The organism is Sphingomonas sp., assembly GCF_036388435.1.
Lineage (GTDB): Bacteria > Pseudomonadota > Alphaproteobacteria > Sphingomonadales > Sphingomonadaceae > Sphingomonas.
In genome coordinates this window covers 12,361-27,409 of sequence record NZ_DASVRV010000002.1, presented here as the reverse complement: position 1 = coordinate 27,409, position 15,049 = coordinate 12,361, and the positions used below count along the sequence as shown (strand labels likewise).

Genomic DNA, 15,049 nt, shown 5'->3' with positions numbered 1-15,049 from the left:
GCGGTGCGACCGACGGGTCGGCATCACTTCCTGTCCGTCTTCCTGGACATCATGCCCTTCAGGCTCCCGAGCAGCGAACCGCCTTTCGCGCCGTTCATGTCCTTCGCCTTGCCCGGCTTGACGTTTTCCGCCTGCGTCTCGGCCGCGCCGACGACCTGGGCCAGCAGTTCGAGCAGCGGGGCGACCGTCTTGCTGTTCCGCCCCGCCTCCGCCATCGGCTTGCCCAGCTTTGCCGACTGCGAGGCAAGCTTCTGGTCGAACGGGATCGCCACGTCGATCTTGCGTTCGATCGATCCCTCGAAGTCCTTTCGGCTGATCTCCAGCTGCGCGGATGGGTGAAGCTTGTTGGCGACGACGATCACCTGGGTATTGGGCGCGTTCGTCTTCATCCAGGACAGGATGCGGATCGTGTCGCGCGCCGCCGCCAGCGTCAGTTCGGCGACGACCACCGCCACTTGAACATCGTTGATCAGATGGGGGTGAAGAACCAGCATCGCCCGCGGCAGGTCGACCACCGTCGCCTCGAAGGCGGCGCGCATCTCCTCCTGCAACTGATAAAAGGCTGTGCCGTCGGTCAACACCGGTGCGCTGATCGGCGCCTCGGCCGACAACACCGCCAGCTTTTCGGACGCCTTCACCATCGCGCGCTCGATGAACAGGCCGTCGATCCGGCTCGGATTCTCGATCGCGTCGGTCAGCCCGCGCCCCGGCTCCAGATCGAGCGCGAGCGCCCCCGTGCCGAAGTGCACGTCGAGATCGAGCAACGCGGTCGAGCGCCCCTCCTTTTCCGAAATCAGCCAGGCGAGCGAGGTCGCCAGCGTCGACGCCCCCACGCCGCCGCGCGTGCCGATCACGGCGGTCGAGCAATGCGGCCGCTCGACGCCGACCTCGACGGGGCGCGGTGAATTGAGCATCGCCTGGGCGTGGCTGAACGCGTCGCGCATCATGTCCGGCGACAGCGGCTTCAGCAGGTAATCTTGGATGCCGCTGGCGACCAGGTCGCGGTAGAGCCGTACATCGTTGACCTGGCCCGCCGCGATCACGACCGTGCCCGGCTCGCAAACTTCCGCAAGGGAATTAATGTCGCCCAGCGGGTCGCCGGACTCGGACAGATCCACGAACAGGATGTGCGGGCTCGCCGATACGGACAGGGTCTGCACCGCGTTCCGCAGACCGCCCTTGTTGACCTTGTCCGGGTTCCAGCCGAGTTCCAGCGTGATCGGCCGGACCGAGTCGACCGTATTGTCGTCGCACACGAACGCCATGAACGGTTCGCGCGTGCCCGCCCCGGCGGGTTTCCAGGGTGCGTTCATTTGCCACCTCCCGCGCTCTGGCCCTTGAGGCCGCCGGCACCCGTGGGGGCCGCCTTGCGATAGGAGTCGATCGCCTTGGACGATAGCACGGGGTCGAGTGCGCCCGCGCCGGTCCGACCGCGCACCAGGTCCGCCGGATTGGCAATCATCGCGGCAAGATTGCTGTTCACGGCGCAGCCCTGATTGGACGAGGTGTTGCCGCTCATTTCGAGCGATGCGTCGCGCGTCCAGTCCGGGCAACCCGGCACGGATGCCTGCATCCGGCTGACCAGGACGCGCACCGTGCCCGGCGTGACGGGCGCGGCGGTGATGGGCGCGGCGTCGGCGATCAGCAGACCATATTCCGCGACGATCCCGCCGACCTGGGCGCGTGCGCCCAGGCCTTCGTCGCCGTCATCGACCGAGACCCGGTCGCCATATCCCAGCCGCATGGCGTCGAACCAGCCGGCAAGTCGTGCCTGCTCGCCCCGCGCCAACATCTCGCCTGCGACCTGCAGGTCAAGCGCGTAGTCCGACCGGTCCACGACCGGCTGATGAACCGATTCGAGGCCACGGTTCTCCGTGCCCATGCACCCGCCGAGCAACAGGGCGGCGCTGGCGGCCGCTAGTAGAAGGGAACGTCTGGTCATGGGGATAGGTCCTCGCATGCGGCGTGATCAGTTGGAAAAGCCCGGCGCGACAGCGCGCTTATCGGGGCGCGAACGCGATGGGGTGGGCCGGCGACCGACGAGCGGCGACGGCGCGACCGGGGCGGCCACGCCGATCGCAGGCGACGCGTCAGCGGCACCGGCCACAGTCGGCACCGGGCGGTGACCTCCTTGGCCACCGTCGATCCGCCCCAGCAACGCCTGTTGCAGATCGCTCGCGGACTTGTAGCCGTCGGTCGGCAGCGCGATGTCGGCGGCGTTGTTGACCGGCTTTACCAAATACGGGGTGATGATGATAACCAGCTCCGTCTCGTTGCGCCGAAAGCTGGTGGACCGAAACAGCGCGCCCAGGACCGGCAGATTGCCGAGACCGGGTGTCTTGTCGACCGAGTTGTTGTGGCTGTTCTGTAGCAGTCCAGCGATCATCATGCTCTGGCCCGATCCCAGCTCCAGCGTCGTCTCCGCGCGCCGGGTGCTGAGCGCGGGGATGGTGGTGCCGTTGATCTGGACCGCGCCCTCCGAGGTGATCTGCGACACTTCCGGACGGACGCGCAGGCTGATGCGCCCGTCGGACAGGACAGTGGGCGTATAGGCGAGACTGATGCCATATTGCTTGAACTCGACCGATACGGCGCCCAAACCCTGGCTCAGCGGGATCGGAATTTCGCCACCCGCCAGGAAGGTCGCCGTCTCACCCGACAAGGCGGTCAGGTTAGGATTGGCCAGCGTCGACACCTGGCCGATCGTCTCGCCCAGGTCGATCGCACTGAGCAAGTCGAGGCCGAGTAGATTCCCCGCGAGGCCGAGCGTGGTGCCGATGCCCGCCTTCGTCACCCCGCTTGCGGAAGGCGAGGTGAAGCCCGTCGAAAGCGCGCCGCCGGGAATGAACTGCGTACCCGCACCTCGGCCCTGCGCGATGCCAAACTTGAACCCGCCCGTGCTGTCTCGACTCTGCAGGTTCATGCCAATGTTCTTCACGAAGCTGCGGCTCACCTCCGCGATCCGCACCTGCAGGTTCACCTGGAGCGGGGTGGCGGTCTTGAGGCGCGATAGCACCTTGGTCGAGTCGCCTACGAACGCCTGGACCAGGCGTTCGGCCTCGGCGGCGTCTTCGGGCGCGGCGACGGTGCCGGTCAGCAGGACCAGCCCGTTCATGGGCGTCGCGACGATCTTGGCCTCGGGCATCGCCAGCGCCAGCATCCCGCCCAGCGAGTCGAAATTATTGCCGACGCGGACATTTGCCTGGAACAACACCGCGCCGCCCTTGGCCGTCGCCGACACCGTGGTCTCGCCCGGCTTCTTGCCGAAGACATAGAGCTGGGTGGGCGATCGCACCTGGACGTCGGCGATGCCGTCGTCCGCGACGAACAGGTCGCTCATCGGGCGGGCCAGCGTGATCAGCCGCCCCCGGCCGGTCCCGACCTGGACCACCGTGGCCCCCGCCGTCATGCTCGCGGCAGGACCCTGGGCCCCGGCGGAGCTCGCGCCGCCCGGAGCGGCACCCGCCAGGATCGCGGCCGCCATGATGGTGGCCAGCGACCTGGCCGTTATCGACGCAGTGCGCATCCTACTTCCCCCCGACCGAAACGACGGTCACAGTGTTGCCGCGCGCGATCCGCACGACGGGTCCCGACACAACGGGCGTGCCGGGCTGAACGGCGGGACCGACGACCGTCGTCGGTCCCGAGATGGTGGTGCCCGCGCCTTGGCCCGCGGGCCTGGACGGCACGCTGCGGCGCTGGAAGCGCGACACGTCGGCGCCCGTGGCGAAGGTGGGATTGCCCGTTTGCGGCTGGCTGGCGACGCGCAGCATCATGTCGCGCTCCGCCGCCGGATTTTTGGCGAGGTCGGCGCTGTCGGGCACCTTGATGGCGCCGCTGGCGATCGCCTCCTCAAGCTCGGCGCGGTCGTCCGCGATCGACCGAAGCGAGATCGACAGCGATCCGATCGTCTGCGCCACGGCCACCTGTTCGGCGATCTTGGGCGTGGCCTCGACCGTGACGGTGTTGAAGGTGGTGACCACGGTCTTGCCGTCCTCGCCCGTCTGGTTGTCGGTACGCTGGTCGGTGGCGAGCACGCGGACGTTGCGCATGATCGTCTCGGACACCTTCAGCGGATCACCATCGCCGCCGCCCTTGACCTGCTGCGTCAGCACCAGGTCGATGCGGTCGCCGGGGAATACGAAGCCTGCGACCGAATTGGCTCCCGAAACGGGAAAGGTCACCGCGCGCATGCCCGGCCCCAGCGCCGCGGCCAGGAAGCCTCGATCGCCCGGCTTGACCAACGCACCCTTGGTGACCGGCTGCCCGGCGGTCACCGGGTTGCGGACCACCGTGCCAAGCAAGGACGCCAGATCGGTCTGCTCCTTGATGAAATAAGCGTTGTCGACCAGCTCCTTGGGCCAGGGCTGGAATTTCAGCGCCGTGGCGTCCAGGATCGTGCCGACCGGCAGCGGGCGCGTGGCGACCAGCACCTCCGGCCCGTCGATCTTGACGGCCATGGGCGCGGCCGACACGTCGGGAGCGGAGCTTCCCATCATCAGGCTGCGCGCCATCAGCGCGGTAAGAACCGCGACGATCAGGGCGCCCGCCAACAGGAGGACCTTGCGACTATCCATGCTTCACTCGTGCCTTTCGGATCGCGGTCGGTTGCATCGACATTAAGTATGCGCGATCTGGTTAAGGATCGGTTCGCGTAGCGCGAGAAGGCCGGCGATCGCTATCGCCACCCCGTAAGGCACTTCTACCTCGCCCTTTTTCCACCGCTGCTCGACCATCAGCGCGATCGTGATCAGCCCGCCGACGAGCGACATGGTGACCAGCAACTGCGACAGCGCGGCGAAGGGAAACCACAAGGCGAGCGCCCCGATCATCTTCACGTCGCCGCCGCCCATCATCCCCATTGCGAACGCCCCGGCGAACAGCCCGAAGATCGCCAGCGCGATGCCCATCTGCAGCACGACGTCGGGCCACCAGGCCAGCCCGCACGCCCACCACCAGAGCGGCGCGAGCAGCGCGATGGCCGCGTTCTTCCAATTGGCGATCTCGCGGATGCGCACATCCTCGAACCCCGCCGACAGGAGCAGCGCCCCCAGCAGGACCGGCAGCGCCGAGAGCATGATAGAATTCCAGTCCATCCGTCGACCACGCTAGACGGGGGGGCTTTCGAAATCGTAACCATGGTCGGTATGACCGCACCCGCCTGCTACCGCCGCCGGTTACCGGACGAGGCGACCTTGTCCGACTGGCTGGCCCCCGATGGCTGGCGGATACGCCGCTTCGACTGGCGCTCGCCGGGCAAGCGGGGCCGTCTGCTGTTCCAGGGCGGGCGCGGTGACGTGATCGAGAAATATCTGGAGACGTTTGCGCATTTCCACGCACGCGGCTGGTCGGTGACCTCCTTCGACTGGCGCGGGCAGGGCGGTTCCGGCCGGCTGTCGCCCGACCCGCATGTCGGCCATGCGAGCAGCTTCGCGCCCTATCTGAGCGACCTGACGGCGTTTTGGCGCGAGAGTGCCGGAACCGCCGGCCCAAGTGTCGCGATCGGCCATTCGATGGGGGGGCACCTGCTGCTCCGCGCGCTCGTCGACGGCACCGTCACGTCGGACGCGGCGGTGCTCGTCGCGCCGATGCTCGGGCTGCGCTCGCCGCTCGGCGCGCGCTGGGGCGGGCGGCTCGCGCGCTTTCTCGCGGGTCGCGGCGACCCCGCGCGCGCGGCCTGGCGCGGCAACGAACGTCCCGCCTCGCTGGTCAGCCGGCAGTGCCTCCTGACCGCCGACCGCGATCGCTATGCCGACGAGGCGTGGTGGTATGAACAAAGCCCGCAGATCCGCCTCGGCCCGCCCAGCTGGGCCTGGCTCGCCGAGGCGTTTGCTTCGACCGCGGCGCTCGGGGCCGATCCGCGCCTGGACGCGCTCGCCGTCCCCGTCCTGACGCTCGTCGCCGATCGCGACGGGCTCGTTGATCCAGGCGCCGCCGTCCGCATCGCCCAACGCCTGCCTCGCGGCGAACTGCTGCGCTTCGGTCCCCAGTCCGCGCATGAAATCCTGCGCGAAGTCGATCCCGTCCGCGACCGCGCGCTCGCCGCGATCGATGGGTTTCTCGATCGGCACGCACCGGTGTGACGCATGGGTACGATATCGCCATCGTCGGCGCCGGCATCGCCGGGGCCAGCCTCGCCGCCGAACTCGCGCCCCATGCCCGCGTCGTGCTCTTAGAATCGGAGGAGGTGGCCGGCTATCACGCGACCGGGCGCTCCGCCGCCTTCTGGTCGGAAACTTACGGCGGCCCGGGCGTCCAGCCGCTCACCACCCTGTCGGGGCCGACACTAAGCGTTGGCGGGTTCCTGCAACCGCTCGGGTCGATCCATATCGGTCGGGCGGAGGACGCGCCCGCGGTCGATGATCTCCTGCAGGCCTTTGCCGGATCCGACGTGACGCTCACCGCCGTCGATCCCGCCGCCATCATACCGGGCCTGCGTGCCGAATGGACGCTCGGCGTGTTGGAGCCGAGCTGTGCCTATATCGACGTGGCCGGCCTCCATGCCGATCGTCTGGCCGTTGCCCGGCAAGCTGGCGCCGGAGTCATGACCAATGCCGGAGTCGAGGCCGCACGCCGCGAGAATGGCGGCTGGCGGATCGACACGCCCGCCGGGCCGATCAAGGCGGCGCTGCTCGTCGATGCGGCGGGCGCCTGGGCCGACATTGTCGCCCGGCGCGCGGGCGTCCGCCCGCTCGGAATCCGCTCCTATCGGCGCACGATCGCGCAACTTCGCACCGATCCGGGAGCGCCCGCCGATCTCCCGCACGTCGCCGACATTGCCGGGCGCTTCTACTTCAAGCCCGAAGCGGGCGGACGCCTCTGGCTCAGCCCGCATGACGAGACGCCGACCGATCCGTGCGACGCCGCGCCCGACGAGTTGGACGTGGCGATCGCGATTGACCGGTTCGAAGGCGTGGTCGACTGGCGTGTCGCGGCGGTCGAGCGCAAATGGGCGGGGCTGCGGTCCTTCGCGCCCGACCGGCTCCCCGCCTATGGCTTCGACCCGCAGGAGCCCGGCTTTTTCTGGTGCGCGGGCCAAGGTGGCTTCGGGATCCAGACCGCCCCCGCCGCGGCGGCGCTTTGCGCCGCGCTCATCCTGGACGGGAGCGTGGCGCCCGGCCTTCACGCGGAACGCTACGCCCCCGGCCGTTTCTGACTTGCGGCGTCGCTCGCCAGCCGGTCCGCGCGTTCGTTGTCGGGATGCCCCGCATGGCCTTTCACCCAGAGCCATTCGATCCGGTGCGGCTTGGCGGCCGCGAGCAGCGCCTGCCAAAGCTCGGCATTCTTGACCGGCTTCTTGTCCGCCGTCCGCCAGCCATTGCGCTGCCACCCGTGAATCCATTTAGTCAGCCCGTCCATCACGTACCGACTGTCGGTCGATAGTTTGACCGAACAGGGGCGGGTGAGTGCGTTCAGCGCCTCAATCGCGGCGGTCAGCTCCATGCGGTTGTTGGTGCTCGGATTCTCCGCCCCGGATAGCTCCTTCTCGCGCCCGCCTGCCCTGATCAGCGCGCCCCAGCCGCCGGGACCGGGATTGCCCTTGCACGCGCCGTCGGTGGCGATCTCCACCTCTGCAAGCTTCTCAACGGTCACGCGAACATATCCTCCGCTTCATATCGATCCAGCCGGCGCAGATAGGCGAGCGGGTCCTTGCGCGTCACGACCGCGTCGGTCGGGGTGTTCAGCCAATCCCAGGCCCGCGTCAGCAGGAAACGGATACAGGCTCCCCGCGCCAGCACCGACAGCGCGGCGCGTTCTCGCGCGTTCAGCCCGAACGCCTCATCATAGCCGTCGATCAACGCCCGCCCGACCTCCGCATCGTAGCGCGTACCCGTCGCGTCGAACGCCCAGGCCGAATGCATCACTGCCAGGTCATATGCACGTATCTCCGTGCACGCGAAATAGAAGTCTATCAGCCCGGTCACTTCGTTACCGCGCATCAGGACGTTGTCGGGGAACAGATCGGCGTGGATCGTCGCGACGGGCAATGTCGCGGGCCAGCCGGTCTCCACCCGCTCCAGCGCCATGTCCACCCGCGCGTGGAGCCCCGGCTCGATCGCGTCCATTCCCGTCCCGCAGCGGTCGAGCAGCGGACGCCAGTTCCACACGCCCAATTGATTGGAGCGCACGCCATCGAAGCTCGCCATGCCCTGGTGCATCCGCCCCATCGCCGCGCCTACCGCGTGCGCCTGTCCCGGCGTCGGGTGCGACACGGACACGCCTGTCAGGAACTCGATCAGACAGGCAGGTCGCCCCGCGAGAGTCTGAATCGCCGCACCGTCCCGGTCGCGCAAAGTCCGGGGCACGGGCAGCCCCCGCGTCGACAAATGGTCAAGCAGCGCGAAGAAGAAGGGCAGGTCGCCCTCGTCCACGCGCTTTTCGTACAAAGTCAGAAAGAACCGGCCGCCGGTCGTGTCGACCATGTAGTTGGAATTCTCGACACCTTCCGCGATCCCTTTAGCGGATGTCAGCTCCCCGACATCGTAGCGCGCCAGGAACCCCGCCAGCGCCTCCGCCGAGACGTGCGTGTATACCGCCATCAGGCGGCGGCTTCGAGCCCGCGCGGCAGCTTGAAGGCGATCGTCTCGCGCGTGGTCTCTTCCTCGCGCTCGATCACCTCGAACCGCTCGCCCAGCCGCTCGACCAGCTCGCGCACCAGCAGTTCGGGCGCGGACGCGCCGGCCGTGATCCCCAACGTGCCCACGCCGTCCAGAAAGGCCCAATCCAGCTCGGACGCGCGCTGGATCAGCATCGCGCGCACGCCCTCCCGCTCGGCGACCTCGACCAGCCGGACCGAGTTTGACGAATTGGGCGCCCCGATCACCAGCACCGCGTCGCATCGGGCGGCGATCGCCTTGACCGCGGCTTGCCGGTTCGACGTGGCGTAGCAGATGTCCTCGCCGCGCGGCGCGTCGATCGCCGGAAAGCGTCGGTGCAACGTCGCGACGATCTCGGCGGTATCGTCGACCGACAGCGTGGTCTGCGTCAGGAACGACAGGTTGGCCGGGTCGGCGACCTGCAGCGCCATCGCGTCCGCGACCGTCTCGACGAGCGTCATCGTTCCCGTCGGCACCTGGCCGAAGGTGCCGATGACCTCGGGATGCCCGGCATGGCCGATGAATATGATGTGGCGTCCCGCCGCGACCAGCCGCTCGGCCTGACGATGCACTTTCGACACGAGCGGGCAGGTCGCGTCGAGATAGTCGAGCGCGCGCATTTGCGCGGCTGCGGGCACCGATTTCGGCACGCCGTGCGCCGAGAAGACGACAGAGGCGCCGTCGGGAACCTCGTCCAGCTCCTCCACGAACACCGCGCCCTTGGCCCGCAGCGAGTCAACGACGAAACGGTTGTGAACGATCTCGTGGCGCACATAGACGGGGGCGCCGTGCTTCTCGATCGCGAGTTCGACGATGCGGATGGCACGGTCGACGCCGGCGCAAAAGCCGCGGGGCGCGGCGATCAGGAGCTGCAGGATGGGCTTGGTCACGATAGTCGCGCCCTACGCCATTGCTTGCGCGCGCGAAAGCCGGTTCCTATGGTGCTTGCTGCCGCCTGCGGCCTGTTCCGAAAAGGGTTCCCGTCTCGTGAAATCACCGATTGCCGCCGCTTTTCTCGTCTCGGCGCTGACCCTGGCCGGATGTTCGCGGACCGGCGAGATCGACGCGACCGGCGGCATCAGCGCGGTCCGCTCCGCCTGCCCGACCGTCGGCGTCGCCGCAGGGACGGGCGACGTGACCCTGTTCGATCCGCCCGCCAGCCGTGATCAGGCGGCCGTCGACGTGTCGGCCGTGCTGACCAATGTGCGTTCGGCCTGCAACGAGGCGGGCGAGCAAATCACCACGACCGTGACCTTCGACGTGCTCGCGCGGCGGGCGCGGGGCGAGGGTGCGCGTCAGGTCGTGCTCCCTTATTACATCGCGATCGTGCGCGGTGGCAGCGCGGTGACCGCCAAGCGCATCGGCCGGGTCGCGATCGACTTCGCGGCTGGGCAGACCCGCGCGACCGCGCGGGCGCAGGCGACCTCCTATGTCAGTCGCTCCGCCGCGACACTCCCCGCCGAGATACGGACCCAGCTCACGCGTCGTCGCAAGGCGGGGGATGCCGACGCGGCGGTCGATCCGCTGACCCAGCCCGAGGTTCGCCAGGCCGTGCTGTCCGCCAGCTTCGAGGCGCTGGTCGGCTTTCAGCTCACCGACGAGCAGCTGCGCTACAACGCCACGCGTTGATCCGCCACGGCTCGGGCGTTGACACGCTCGCCGAGCCCCGCCAGAGCCGGCGCGTCAATGCCGGGCGACCGGCATGGGCGCACGCGGGAGAGTGCTGCTTCCAGCAGCCGCCGAAGGAGCAACCACCCCGGAATCTCTCAGGCACCAGGGACCGCGCGGGCCGATCGACACTCTGGAAAGCGCGCCCGCCCCGGCGGTCGCCACCGAAGGTGTAAGCTCGGCTCGTCCGGGTGAAAGCTCTCAGGTTCCGTGACAGAGGGGGAACCGGATCGCGGGCGGGACTTTCCGCTCATGATCTGTCCTTAGAGCGGAGCGAGCCGATGAGCGAAGCAGTGCATGGCGGCCCCACGGAACATGGCGCGCGCGGAACCGAGTTCAGCGGCGACGAACAGCCTGACGAACTCGCGCCCCAGCTGCTGCCGCTCGACGCGTGGCACCGACGCCAGGGCGCGCGCATGGTCGCGTTCGCCGGGTACGAGATGCCGATCCACTATGACGGCATCCTGGCGGAACATCTGTGGACGCGCGCGAATGCTGGGCTGTTCGATGTCAGCCATATGGGCCAGCTGCTCTTCACCGGCGACGGCGCCGACCGCGCGCTGGAGGCGGTGCTGCCCGGCGACGTGACCGGCCTGGGCCCGAACCGGATGCGCTATTCGCTGCTGCTCTCGGACAGCGGGGGCATCCTCGACGATCTGATGGTGACCCGGCGCGACGACGGCATCTATGTCGTCGTCAACGGCGCGACCAAATATGACGACATTGCCCATTTTCTCGATCACCTGCCCGACGAGGTGACGATCAACTTGATGGACGACCAGGCGTTGCTCGCGCTCCAGGGGCCTCGCGCGGTGGACGCGCTCGCGCGGCTCGTGCCGGGTGTGGCGCAACTGGTATTCATGACCGCCGCCGCCTTCGACTGGCAAGGTACGCCGCTTTGGATCAGCCGCTCGGGCTACACCGGCGAAGACGGCTTCGAGATCTCGGTGCCTAGCGATCAGGTCGAGCTGTTGGCGGACGCGCTGATGGCGCAGCCTGAGGTCAAGCCGGTCGGTCTAGGCGCCCGCGATTTGCTGCGGCTGGAGGCGGGGCTCCCGCTCTATGGTCACGATCTCGATCCCGAAACCTCGCCGGTCATGGCCGATCTCGGCTTCGCATTGTCGAAGCGCCGCCGCGAGGCCGCCGATTTCGCGGGCGCGAGCCGCATCCTTCTTGAGCGTGAGCAGGGCGCGATCGTCAAGCGCGTCGGCCTGCTTGTCGAGGGCCGCCAGCCGGTGCGCGAAGGCGCCGCCGTCGTCGATGACGAGGCGAGTGAGGTGGGGCGGGTTACCAGCGGCTGCTTTGCACCCTCGCTCGGCCGTCCGATCGCGATGGCGTATGTGCCGTCCGCCATGGCCGTGCCCGGCACGGTCGTCACTCTGGCGCAGCGCGGCAAGCTGCACCGGGCGACCGTCACGCCCATGCCCTTCATTCCCCACCGTTATGTCCGCGCAGGAGGTCCCAAATGAGCCGTTACTTCACCGAAGACCATGAATGGATCGACGTCGATGGCGAGATCGGCACCGTCGGGATCAGCGAATATGCGCAAAGCCAGCTCGGCGACATCGTCTTCGTCGACGTGCCCGAGGAGGGCAAGGAGCTGACCAAGGGCGACGAGGCCGCCGTCGTCGAATCGGTCAAGGCGGCTTCCGACGTGTACGCGCCCGCGAGCGGCACGGTGATCGAGGGCAACGGCGCGCTCGCCGACGACTCCTCGCTGGTCAACTCGGATGCCGAGGGCGAGGGCTGGTTCTTCCGCATCACCCTGTCCGACCCGAGCGAGCTCGACGAGCTGATGGACGAGCGCAGCTACGAGGCGTTCGTCGCCAAGCTCTGACGATTAGGAACGACTCGATGCGCTATCTTCCCCTGACCCAGCCCGACCGGGACGCGATGCTGTCGGTGATCGGCGCCTCGTCGATCGACGACCTGTTCGTCGACGTGCCCGAGGCCGCCCGGCTCGACGGCCCGGTCCACGGCCTGCCGCATCACGCGGGCGAGATGGCGGTCGAGCGGCACATGACCGCGCTCGCCCGCAGGAACGTGGTCGCGGGGGAGGTGCCCTTCTTCCTGGGCTGCGGCGCGTATCGCCACCATGTGCCCGCCTCGGTCGATCACCTGATCCAGCGCGGCGAGTTCCTCACCGCCTACACGCCCTATCAGCCCGAAATCGCGCAGGGCACGCTGCAGATGCTGTTCGAGTTCCAGACGCAGGTTGCGCGCCTGCTGGGGACCGATGTCGCCAACGCGTCCATGTATGACGGCTCGACCGCCTGCTGGGAGGCGATCGGCATGGCGCGGCGGATCACCAAGCGCGGCAAGGCGCTGCTGTCGGGCGGGCTGCACCCGCATTACGTGTCCGTCGCCAGGACGATGGCCAAATATACCGGCGACCTGCTCGACCTGGCCGACCCGGCGCTGGTCGCGCAGACCGATGTGGAAGATCTGGCGGCGCGGATCGACGACGACACGTCCTGCGTCGTCGTCCAATATCCCGACATCCTCGGCCGCGTCGCCGACCTGTCCGCGCTGGCCGCCGCCGCCCACGCCAAAAAGGCGCTGCTGATCGTCGTCGTCACCGAGCCCGTCGCGCTCGGCGCGCTCAAGTCGCCGGGCGAGATGGATGCGGACATCGTCGTCGGCGAAGGCCAGTCGCTGGGTGTCGGGCTCCAGTTCGGCGGACCCTATGTGGGGCTGTTCGGGTGCAAGGAGAAATATGTCCGCCAGATGCCGGGGCGGCTGTGCGGCGAGACCGTGGACGCCGACGGACGGCGCGGCTTCGTGCTGACCCTGTCGACGCGCGAGCAGCATATCCGGCGCGAAAAGGCGACCTCGAACATCTGCACCAATTCCGGGCTCTGCGCGCTCGCCTTCTCGATCCACATGACCCTGCTGGGCGAAAAGGGGCTGCGCGCGCTGGCGATGGCGAACCACCTGGGCGCGGTCGACGCGGCAGAGCGGCTGGCGCGGGTGCCGGGCGTCGAGCTGGTCAATTACGCCTTCTTCAACGAATTCACGCTGAAGCTGCCGGTCGAGGCGCGGCCGGTGGTGCGCACGCTCGCCGATCGCGGCATCCTGGCGGGCGTGTCGCTGGGGCGGCTCTATCCGGGCGTCGCGGCGCTCGCGAACGGGCTGGTCGTGGCCGTGACCGAGACCACGACCGAGGATCATGTGGAAGCGCTGGCGACCGCGCTGGAAGAGGTGCTGGCATGAACGCGATCAATCAAAGCGGCTGGCGTCCGAGCACGCCCGTCGGCGGCGGCGATGCCGCCCCTACCTTCACGGGCAACAAGGCGCTGATGCTGGAGGAAGCGCTGATCTTCGAGATCGGGTCGGACCGGACCACCGGGGTCGATCTGGCCGCGCCCAAGGCCGGGCCGCACAAGCTGGGCGAGCTGTTTCGGCAGGACCCGATCGGCCTGCCCGGCCTGTCGGAGCCGGAGACGGTGCGTCATTATACCCGTCTGTCGCGCCAGAACTACGCGATCGACCTGGGGCTGTTCCCGCTCGGTTCGTGCACGATGAAGCATAATCCGCGCCTCAACGAGAAGATCGCGCGGCTGCCGGGCTTCGCGGACGTCCATCCTCTCCAGCCGGTCGACACGGTCCAGGGCGCGTTGGGGGTCATCAACGAGCTGGCGGTGTGGCTCATCGAGCTCACGGGCATGCACGGCGTCGCGATGAGCCCCAAGGCGGGCGCGCATGGGGAGTTGTGCGGGATGCTGTGCATCAAGGCGGCGCTCGAAAGGCGCGGCGAGGGCCATCGCAAGGTCGTGCTGGTTCCCGAATCGGCGCACGGCACCAACCCGGCCACCGCGGCCTTTGCCGGTTTCACCGTCGAGGATATTCCGGCGGCGGCAGACGGCCGCGTCGACACCGCCGCGCTGGAGGCGCGGTTGGGGCCCGATGTCGCCGCGGTGATGATCACCAACCCCAATACCTGCGGGCTGTTCGAGCGCGACCTGAAACGCATCTCCGACGCGGTCCATGCGGCGGGCGGCTATATCTATTGCGACGGCGCCAATTTCAACGCGATCGTCGGGCGGGTCCGGCCGGGGGATCTCGGCATCGACGCGATGCACATCAACCTCCACAAGACCTTCTCGACCCCGCACGGTGGCGGCGGGCCGGGATCGGGGCCGGTGGTGCTGTCCGAGGCGCTGAGCCCGTTCGGGCCGCTGCCCTTCACCGAACGCCATGCGGACGGCCATATCACCCTGGTGGAGGAAGGCACGGTCGACGATCGTCATCCCGACAGCTTCGGCCGGATGACGGCGTTCCACGGGCAAATGGGGATGTTCACCCGCGCGCTCACCTATATCCTGAGCCACGGCGCCGACGGACTGCGCCAGGTGGCCGAGGATGCGGTCCTCAACGCCAATTACGTGCTCCGCTCGCTCGAGGACGTGCTCGACGCGCCCTTCGCGGCCTCGGGGCCGTGCATGCACGAGGCGCTGTTCTCCGACGACAATCTGGCCGACGGCTTCTCGACGCTCGACGTCGCGAAGGGGCTGATCGACGAGGGTTTCCACCCGATGACGGTGTATTTCCCCCTCGTCGTCCACGGCGCGATGCTCGTCGAGCCGACCGAGACCGAGTCGAAGGCCGCGCTCGACCAGTTCATCGGCGCGCTGCGATCGGTCGCGGAACGCGCCAAGGCGGGTGATGCGAGCCTCAAATCCGCGCCCCATTTCGCGCCCCGCGCTCGGCTCGACGAAACGCAGGCCGCCCGGCGGCCGGTGCTGACCTGGAAGGAGCCGGCGCTGGCGCAAGCGGCGGAATGA

15 protein-coding genes and 2 riboswitches are annotated in these 15,049 nt (G+C 68.5%); of the genes, 7 read left to right on the top strand and 8 right to left on the bottom strand.

Annotation, left to right across the window (positions count from 1 at the left end; translation table 11 throughout):
• Positions 1 to 23: 23 nt before the first annotated feature.
• The 5 genes from VF592_RS00585 to VF592_RS00565 are packed head-to-tail and all read right to left on the bottom strand — an operon-like array spanning position 24 to position 5,096.
• Positions 24 to 1,313 (bottom strand): pilus assembly protein CpaE, encoded by a 1,290-nt coding sequence (locus VF592_RS00585; RefSeq protein WP_331003647.1) that lies wholly within the window; start codon positions 1,311 to 1,313, stop codon positions 24 to 26.
• On the bottom strand, positions 1,310 to 1,942 hold the full coding sequence (locus tag VF592_RS00580; RefSeq protein ID WP_331003646.1) for a CpaD family pilus assembly protein: 633 nt from the start codon (positions 1,940 to 1,942) through the stop codon (positions 1,310 to 1,312). The genes VF592_RS00585 and VF592_RS00580 overlap by 4 nt, the downstream gene beginning before the upstream one ends.
• 27 nt (positions 1,943 to 1,969) lie before the next feature.
• On the bottom strand, positions 1,970 to 3,526 hold the full coding sequence (locus tag VF592_RS00575) for a type II and III secretion system protein family protein (RefSeq protein WP_331003645.1): 1,557 nt from the start codon (positions 3,524 to 3,526) through the stop codon (positions 1,970 to 1,972).
• Between the two features lies 1 nt (position 3,527).
• Positions 3,528 to 4,577 (bottom strand): Flp pilus assembly protein CpaB, encoded by a 1,050-nt coding sequence (gene cpaB / locus VF592_RS00570; protein ID WP_331003644.1) that lies wholly within the window; start codon positions 4,575 to 4,577, stop codon positions 3,528 to 3,530.
• Between the two features lie 42 nt (positions 4,578 to 4,619).
• Positions 4,620 to 5,096, bottom strand: a complete 477-nt coding sequence (locus VF592_RS00565; RefSeq protein ID WP_331003643.1) for an A24 family peptidase — start codon at positions 5,094 to 5,096, stop codon at positions 4,620 to 4,622.
• A 51-nt stretch (positions 5,097 to 5,147) separates the two neighbouring features.
• Here VF592_RS00565 and VF592_RS00560 point away from each other — a divergent pair, with 51 nt between their 5' ends.
• Positions 5,148 to 6,083, top strand: a complete 936-nt coding sequence (locus tag VF592_RS00560; protein WP_331003691.1) for an alpha/beta hydrolase — start codon at positions 5,148 to 5,150, stop codon at positions 6,081 to 6,083.
• Positions 6,080 to 7,156, top strand: a complete 1,077-nt coding sequence (locus VF592_RS00555; RefSeq protein WP_331003642.1) for an FAD-binding oxidoreductase — start codon at positions 6,080 to 6,082, stop codon at positions 7,154 to 7,156. Before VF592_RS00560 ends, VF592_RS00555 begins: the two co-directional genes overlap by 4 nt.
• Here VF592_RS00555 and rnhA read toward each other — a convergent pair.
• From rnhA to ispH, 3 genes are read right to left on the bottom strand one after another with little or no spacing between them, the layout of a single operon-like run.
• Positions 7,135 to 7,593: a ribonuclease HI gene (gene rnhA / locus VF592_RS00550; protein ID WP_331003641.1), complete on the bottom strand. Its 459-nt coding sequence runs from the start codon at positions 7,591 to 7,593 to the stop codon at positions 7,135 to 7,137. The genes VF592_RS00555 and rnhA overlap by 22 nt on opposite strands.
• Positions 7,590 to 8,540 carry a homoserine kinase gene (gene thrB, locus VF592_RS00545; protein WP_331003640.1) on the bottom strand — a complete coding sequence of 317 codons (951 nt, stop codon included), beginning with the start codon at positions 8,538 to 8,540 and terminating at the stop codon, positions 7,590 to 7,592. The genes rnhA and thrB overlap by 4 nt, the downstream gene beginning before the upstream one ends.
• Complete coding sequence (ispH, locus tag VF592_RS00540) at positions 8,540 to 9,487, bottom strand: 4-hydroxy-3-methylbut-2-enyl diphosphate reductase (protein ID WP_414714113.1); 948 nt, start codon at positions 9,485 to 9,487, stop codon at positions 8,540 to 8,542. Before ispH ends, thrB begins: the two co-directional genes overlap by 1 nt.
• 97 nt (positions 9,488 to 9,584) lie before the next feature.
• Here ispH and VF592_RS00535 point away from each other — a divergent pair, with 97 nt between their 5' ends.
• From VF592_RS00535 to gcvPB, 5 genes are all read left to right on the top strand, one after another.
• The gene (locus VF592_RS00535; RefSeq protein WP_331003639.1) at positions 9,585 to 10,226 is read left to right on the top strand and encodes a hypothetical protein; all 642 of its coding nucleotides are present in this window, start codon (positions 9,585 to 9,587) and stop codon (positions 10,224 to 10,226) included.
• Between the two features lie 74 nt (positions 10,227 to 10,300).
• Positions 10,301 to 10,390, top strand: a riboswitch (glycine riboswitch).
• A riboswitch (glycine riboswitch) is annotated at positions 10,391 to 10,492 on the top strand.
• Positions 10,493 to 10,546: 54 nt separating this feature from the next.
• Positions 10,547 to 11,734, top strand: a complete 1,188-nt coding sequence (gene gcvT, locus VF592_RS00530) for a glycine cleavage system aminomethyltransferase GcvT (protein ID WP_331003638.1) — start codon at positions 10,547 to 10,549, stop codon at positions 11,732 to 11,734.
• Positions 11,731 to 12,102 (top strand): glycine cleavage system protein GcvH, encoded by a 372-nt coding sequence (gcvH, locus tag VF592_RS00525; RefSeq protein ID WP_331003637.1) that lies wholly within the window; start codon positions 11,731 to 11,733, stop codon positions 12,100 to 12,102. Before gcvT ends, gcvH begins: the two co-directional genes overlap by 4 nt.
• 17 nt (positions 12,103 to 12,119) lie before the next feature.
• A complete protein-coding gene (gcvPA, locus tag VF592_RS00520) occupies positions 12,120 to 13,478 on the top strand; it encodes an aminomethyl-transferring glycine dehydrogenase subunit GcvPA (RefSeq protein ID WP_331003636.1) in 1,359 nt (452 codons plus the stop codon).
• Positions 13,475 to 15,049 carry an aminomethyl-transferring glycine dehydrogenase subunit GcvPB gene (gene gcvPB / locus VF592_RS00515; RefSeq protein ID WP_331003635.1) on the top strand — a complete coding sequence of 525 codons (1,575 nt, stop codon included), beginning with the start codon at positions 13,475 to 13,477 and terminating at the stop codon, positions 15,047 to 15,049. Before gcvPA ends, gcvPB begins: the two co-directional genes overlap by 4 nt.

What these genes read in the sequence shown, in the direction of transcription:
- VF592_RS00585 (WP_331003647.1), bottom strand. Translation starts at nt 1,313, where the DNA reads ATGAACGCACCCTGGAAACCCGCCGGGGCGGGCACGCGCGAACCGTTC.
- VF592_RS00580 (WP_331003646.1), bottom strand. Translation starts at nt 1,942, where the DNA reads ATGACCAGACGTTCCCTTCTACTAGCGGCCGCCAGCGCCGCCCTGTTG.
- VF592_RS00575 (WP_331003645.1), bottom strand. Translation starts at nt 3,526, where the DNA reads ATGCGCACTGCGTCGATAACGGCCAGGTCGCTGGCCACCATCATGGCG.
- cpaB (WP_331003644.1), bottom strand. Translation starts at nt 4,577, where the DNA reads ATGGATAGTCGCAAGGTCCTCCTGTTGGCGGGCGCCCTGATCGTCGCG.
- VF592_RS00565 (WP_331003643.1), bottom strand. Translation starts at nt 5,096, where the DNA reads ATGGACTGGAATTCTATCATGCTCTCGGCGCTGCCGGTCCTGCTGGGG.
- VF592_RS00560 (WP_331003691.1), top strand. Translation starts at nt 5,148, where the DNA reads ATGACCGCACCCGCCTGCTACCGCCGCCGGTTACCGGACGAGGCGACC.
- thrB (WP_331003640.1), bottom strand. Translation starts at nt 8,540, where the DNA reads ATGGCGGTATACACGCACGTCTCGGCGGAGGCGCTGGCGGGGTTCCTG.
- gcvT (WP_331003638.1), top strand. Translation starts at nt 10,547, where the DNA reads ATGAGCGAAGCAGTGCATGGCGGCCCCACGGAACATGGCGCGCGCGGA.
- gcvH (WP_331003637.1), top strand. Translation starts at nt 11,731, where the DNA reads ATGAGCCGTTACTTCACCGAAGACCATGAATGGATCGACGTCGATGGC.
- gcvPA (WP_331003636.1), top strand. Translation starts at nt 12,120, where the DNA reads ATGCGCTATCTTCCCCTGACCCAGCCCGACCGGGACGCGATGCTGTCG.
- gcvPB (WP_331003635.1), top strand. Translation starts at nt 13,475, where the DNA reads ATGAACGCGATCAATCAAAGCGGCTGGCGTCCGAGCACGCCCGTCGGC.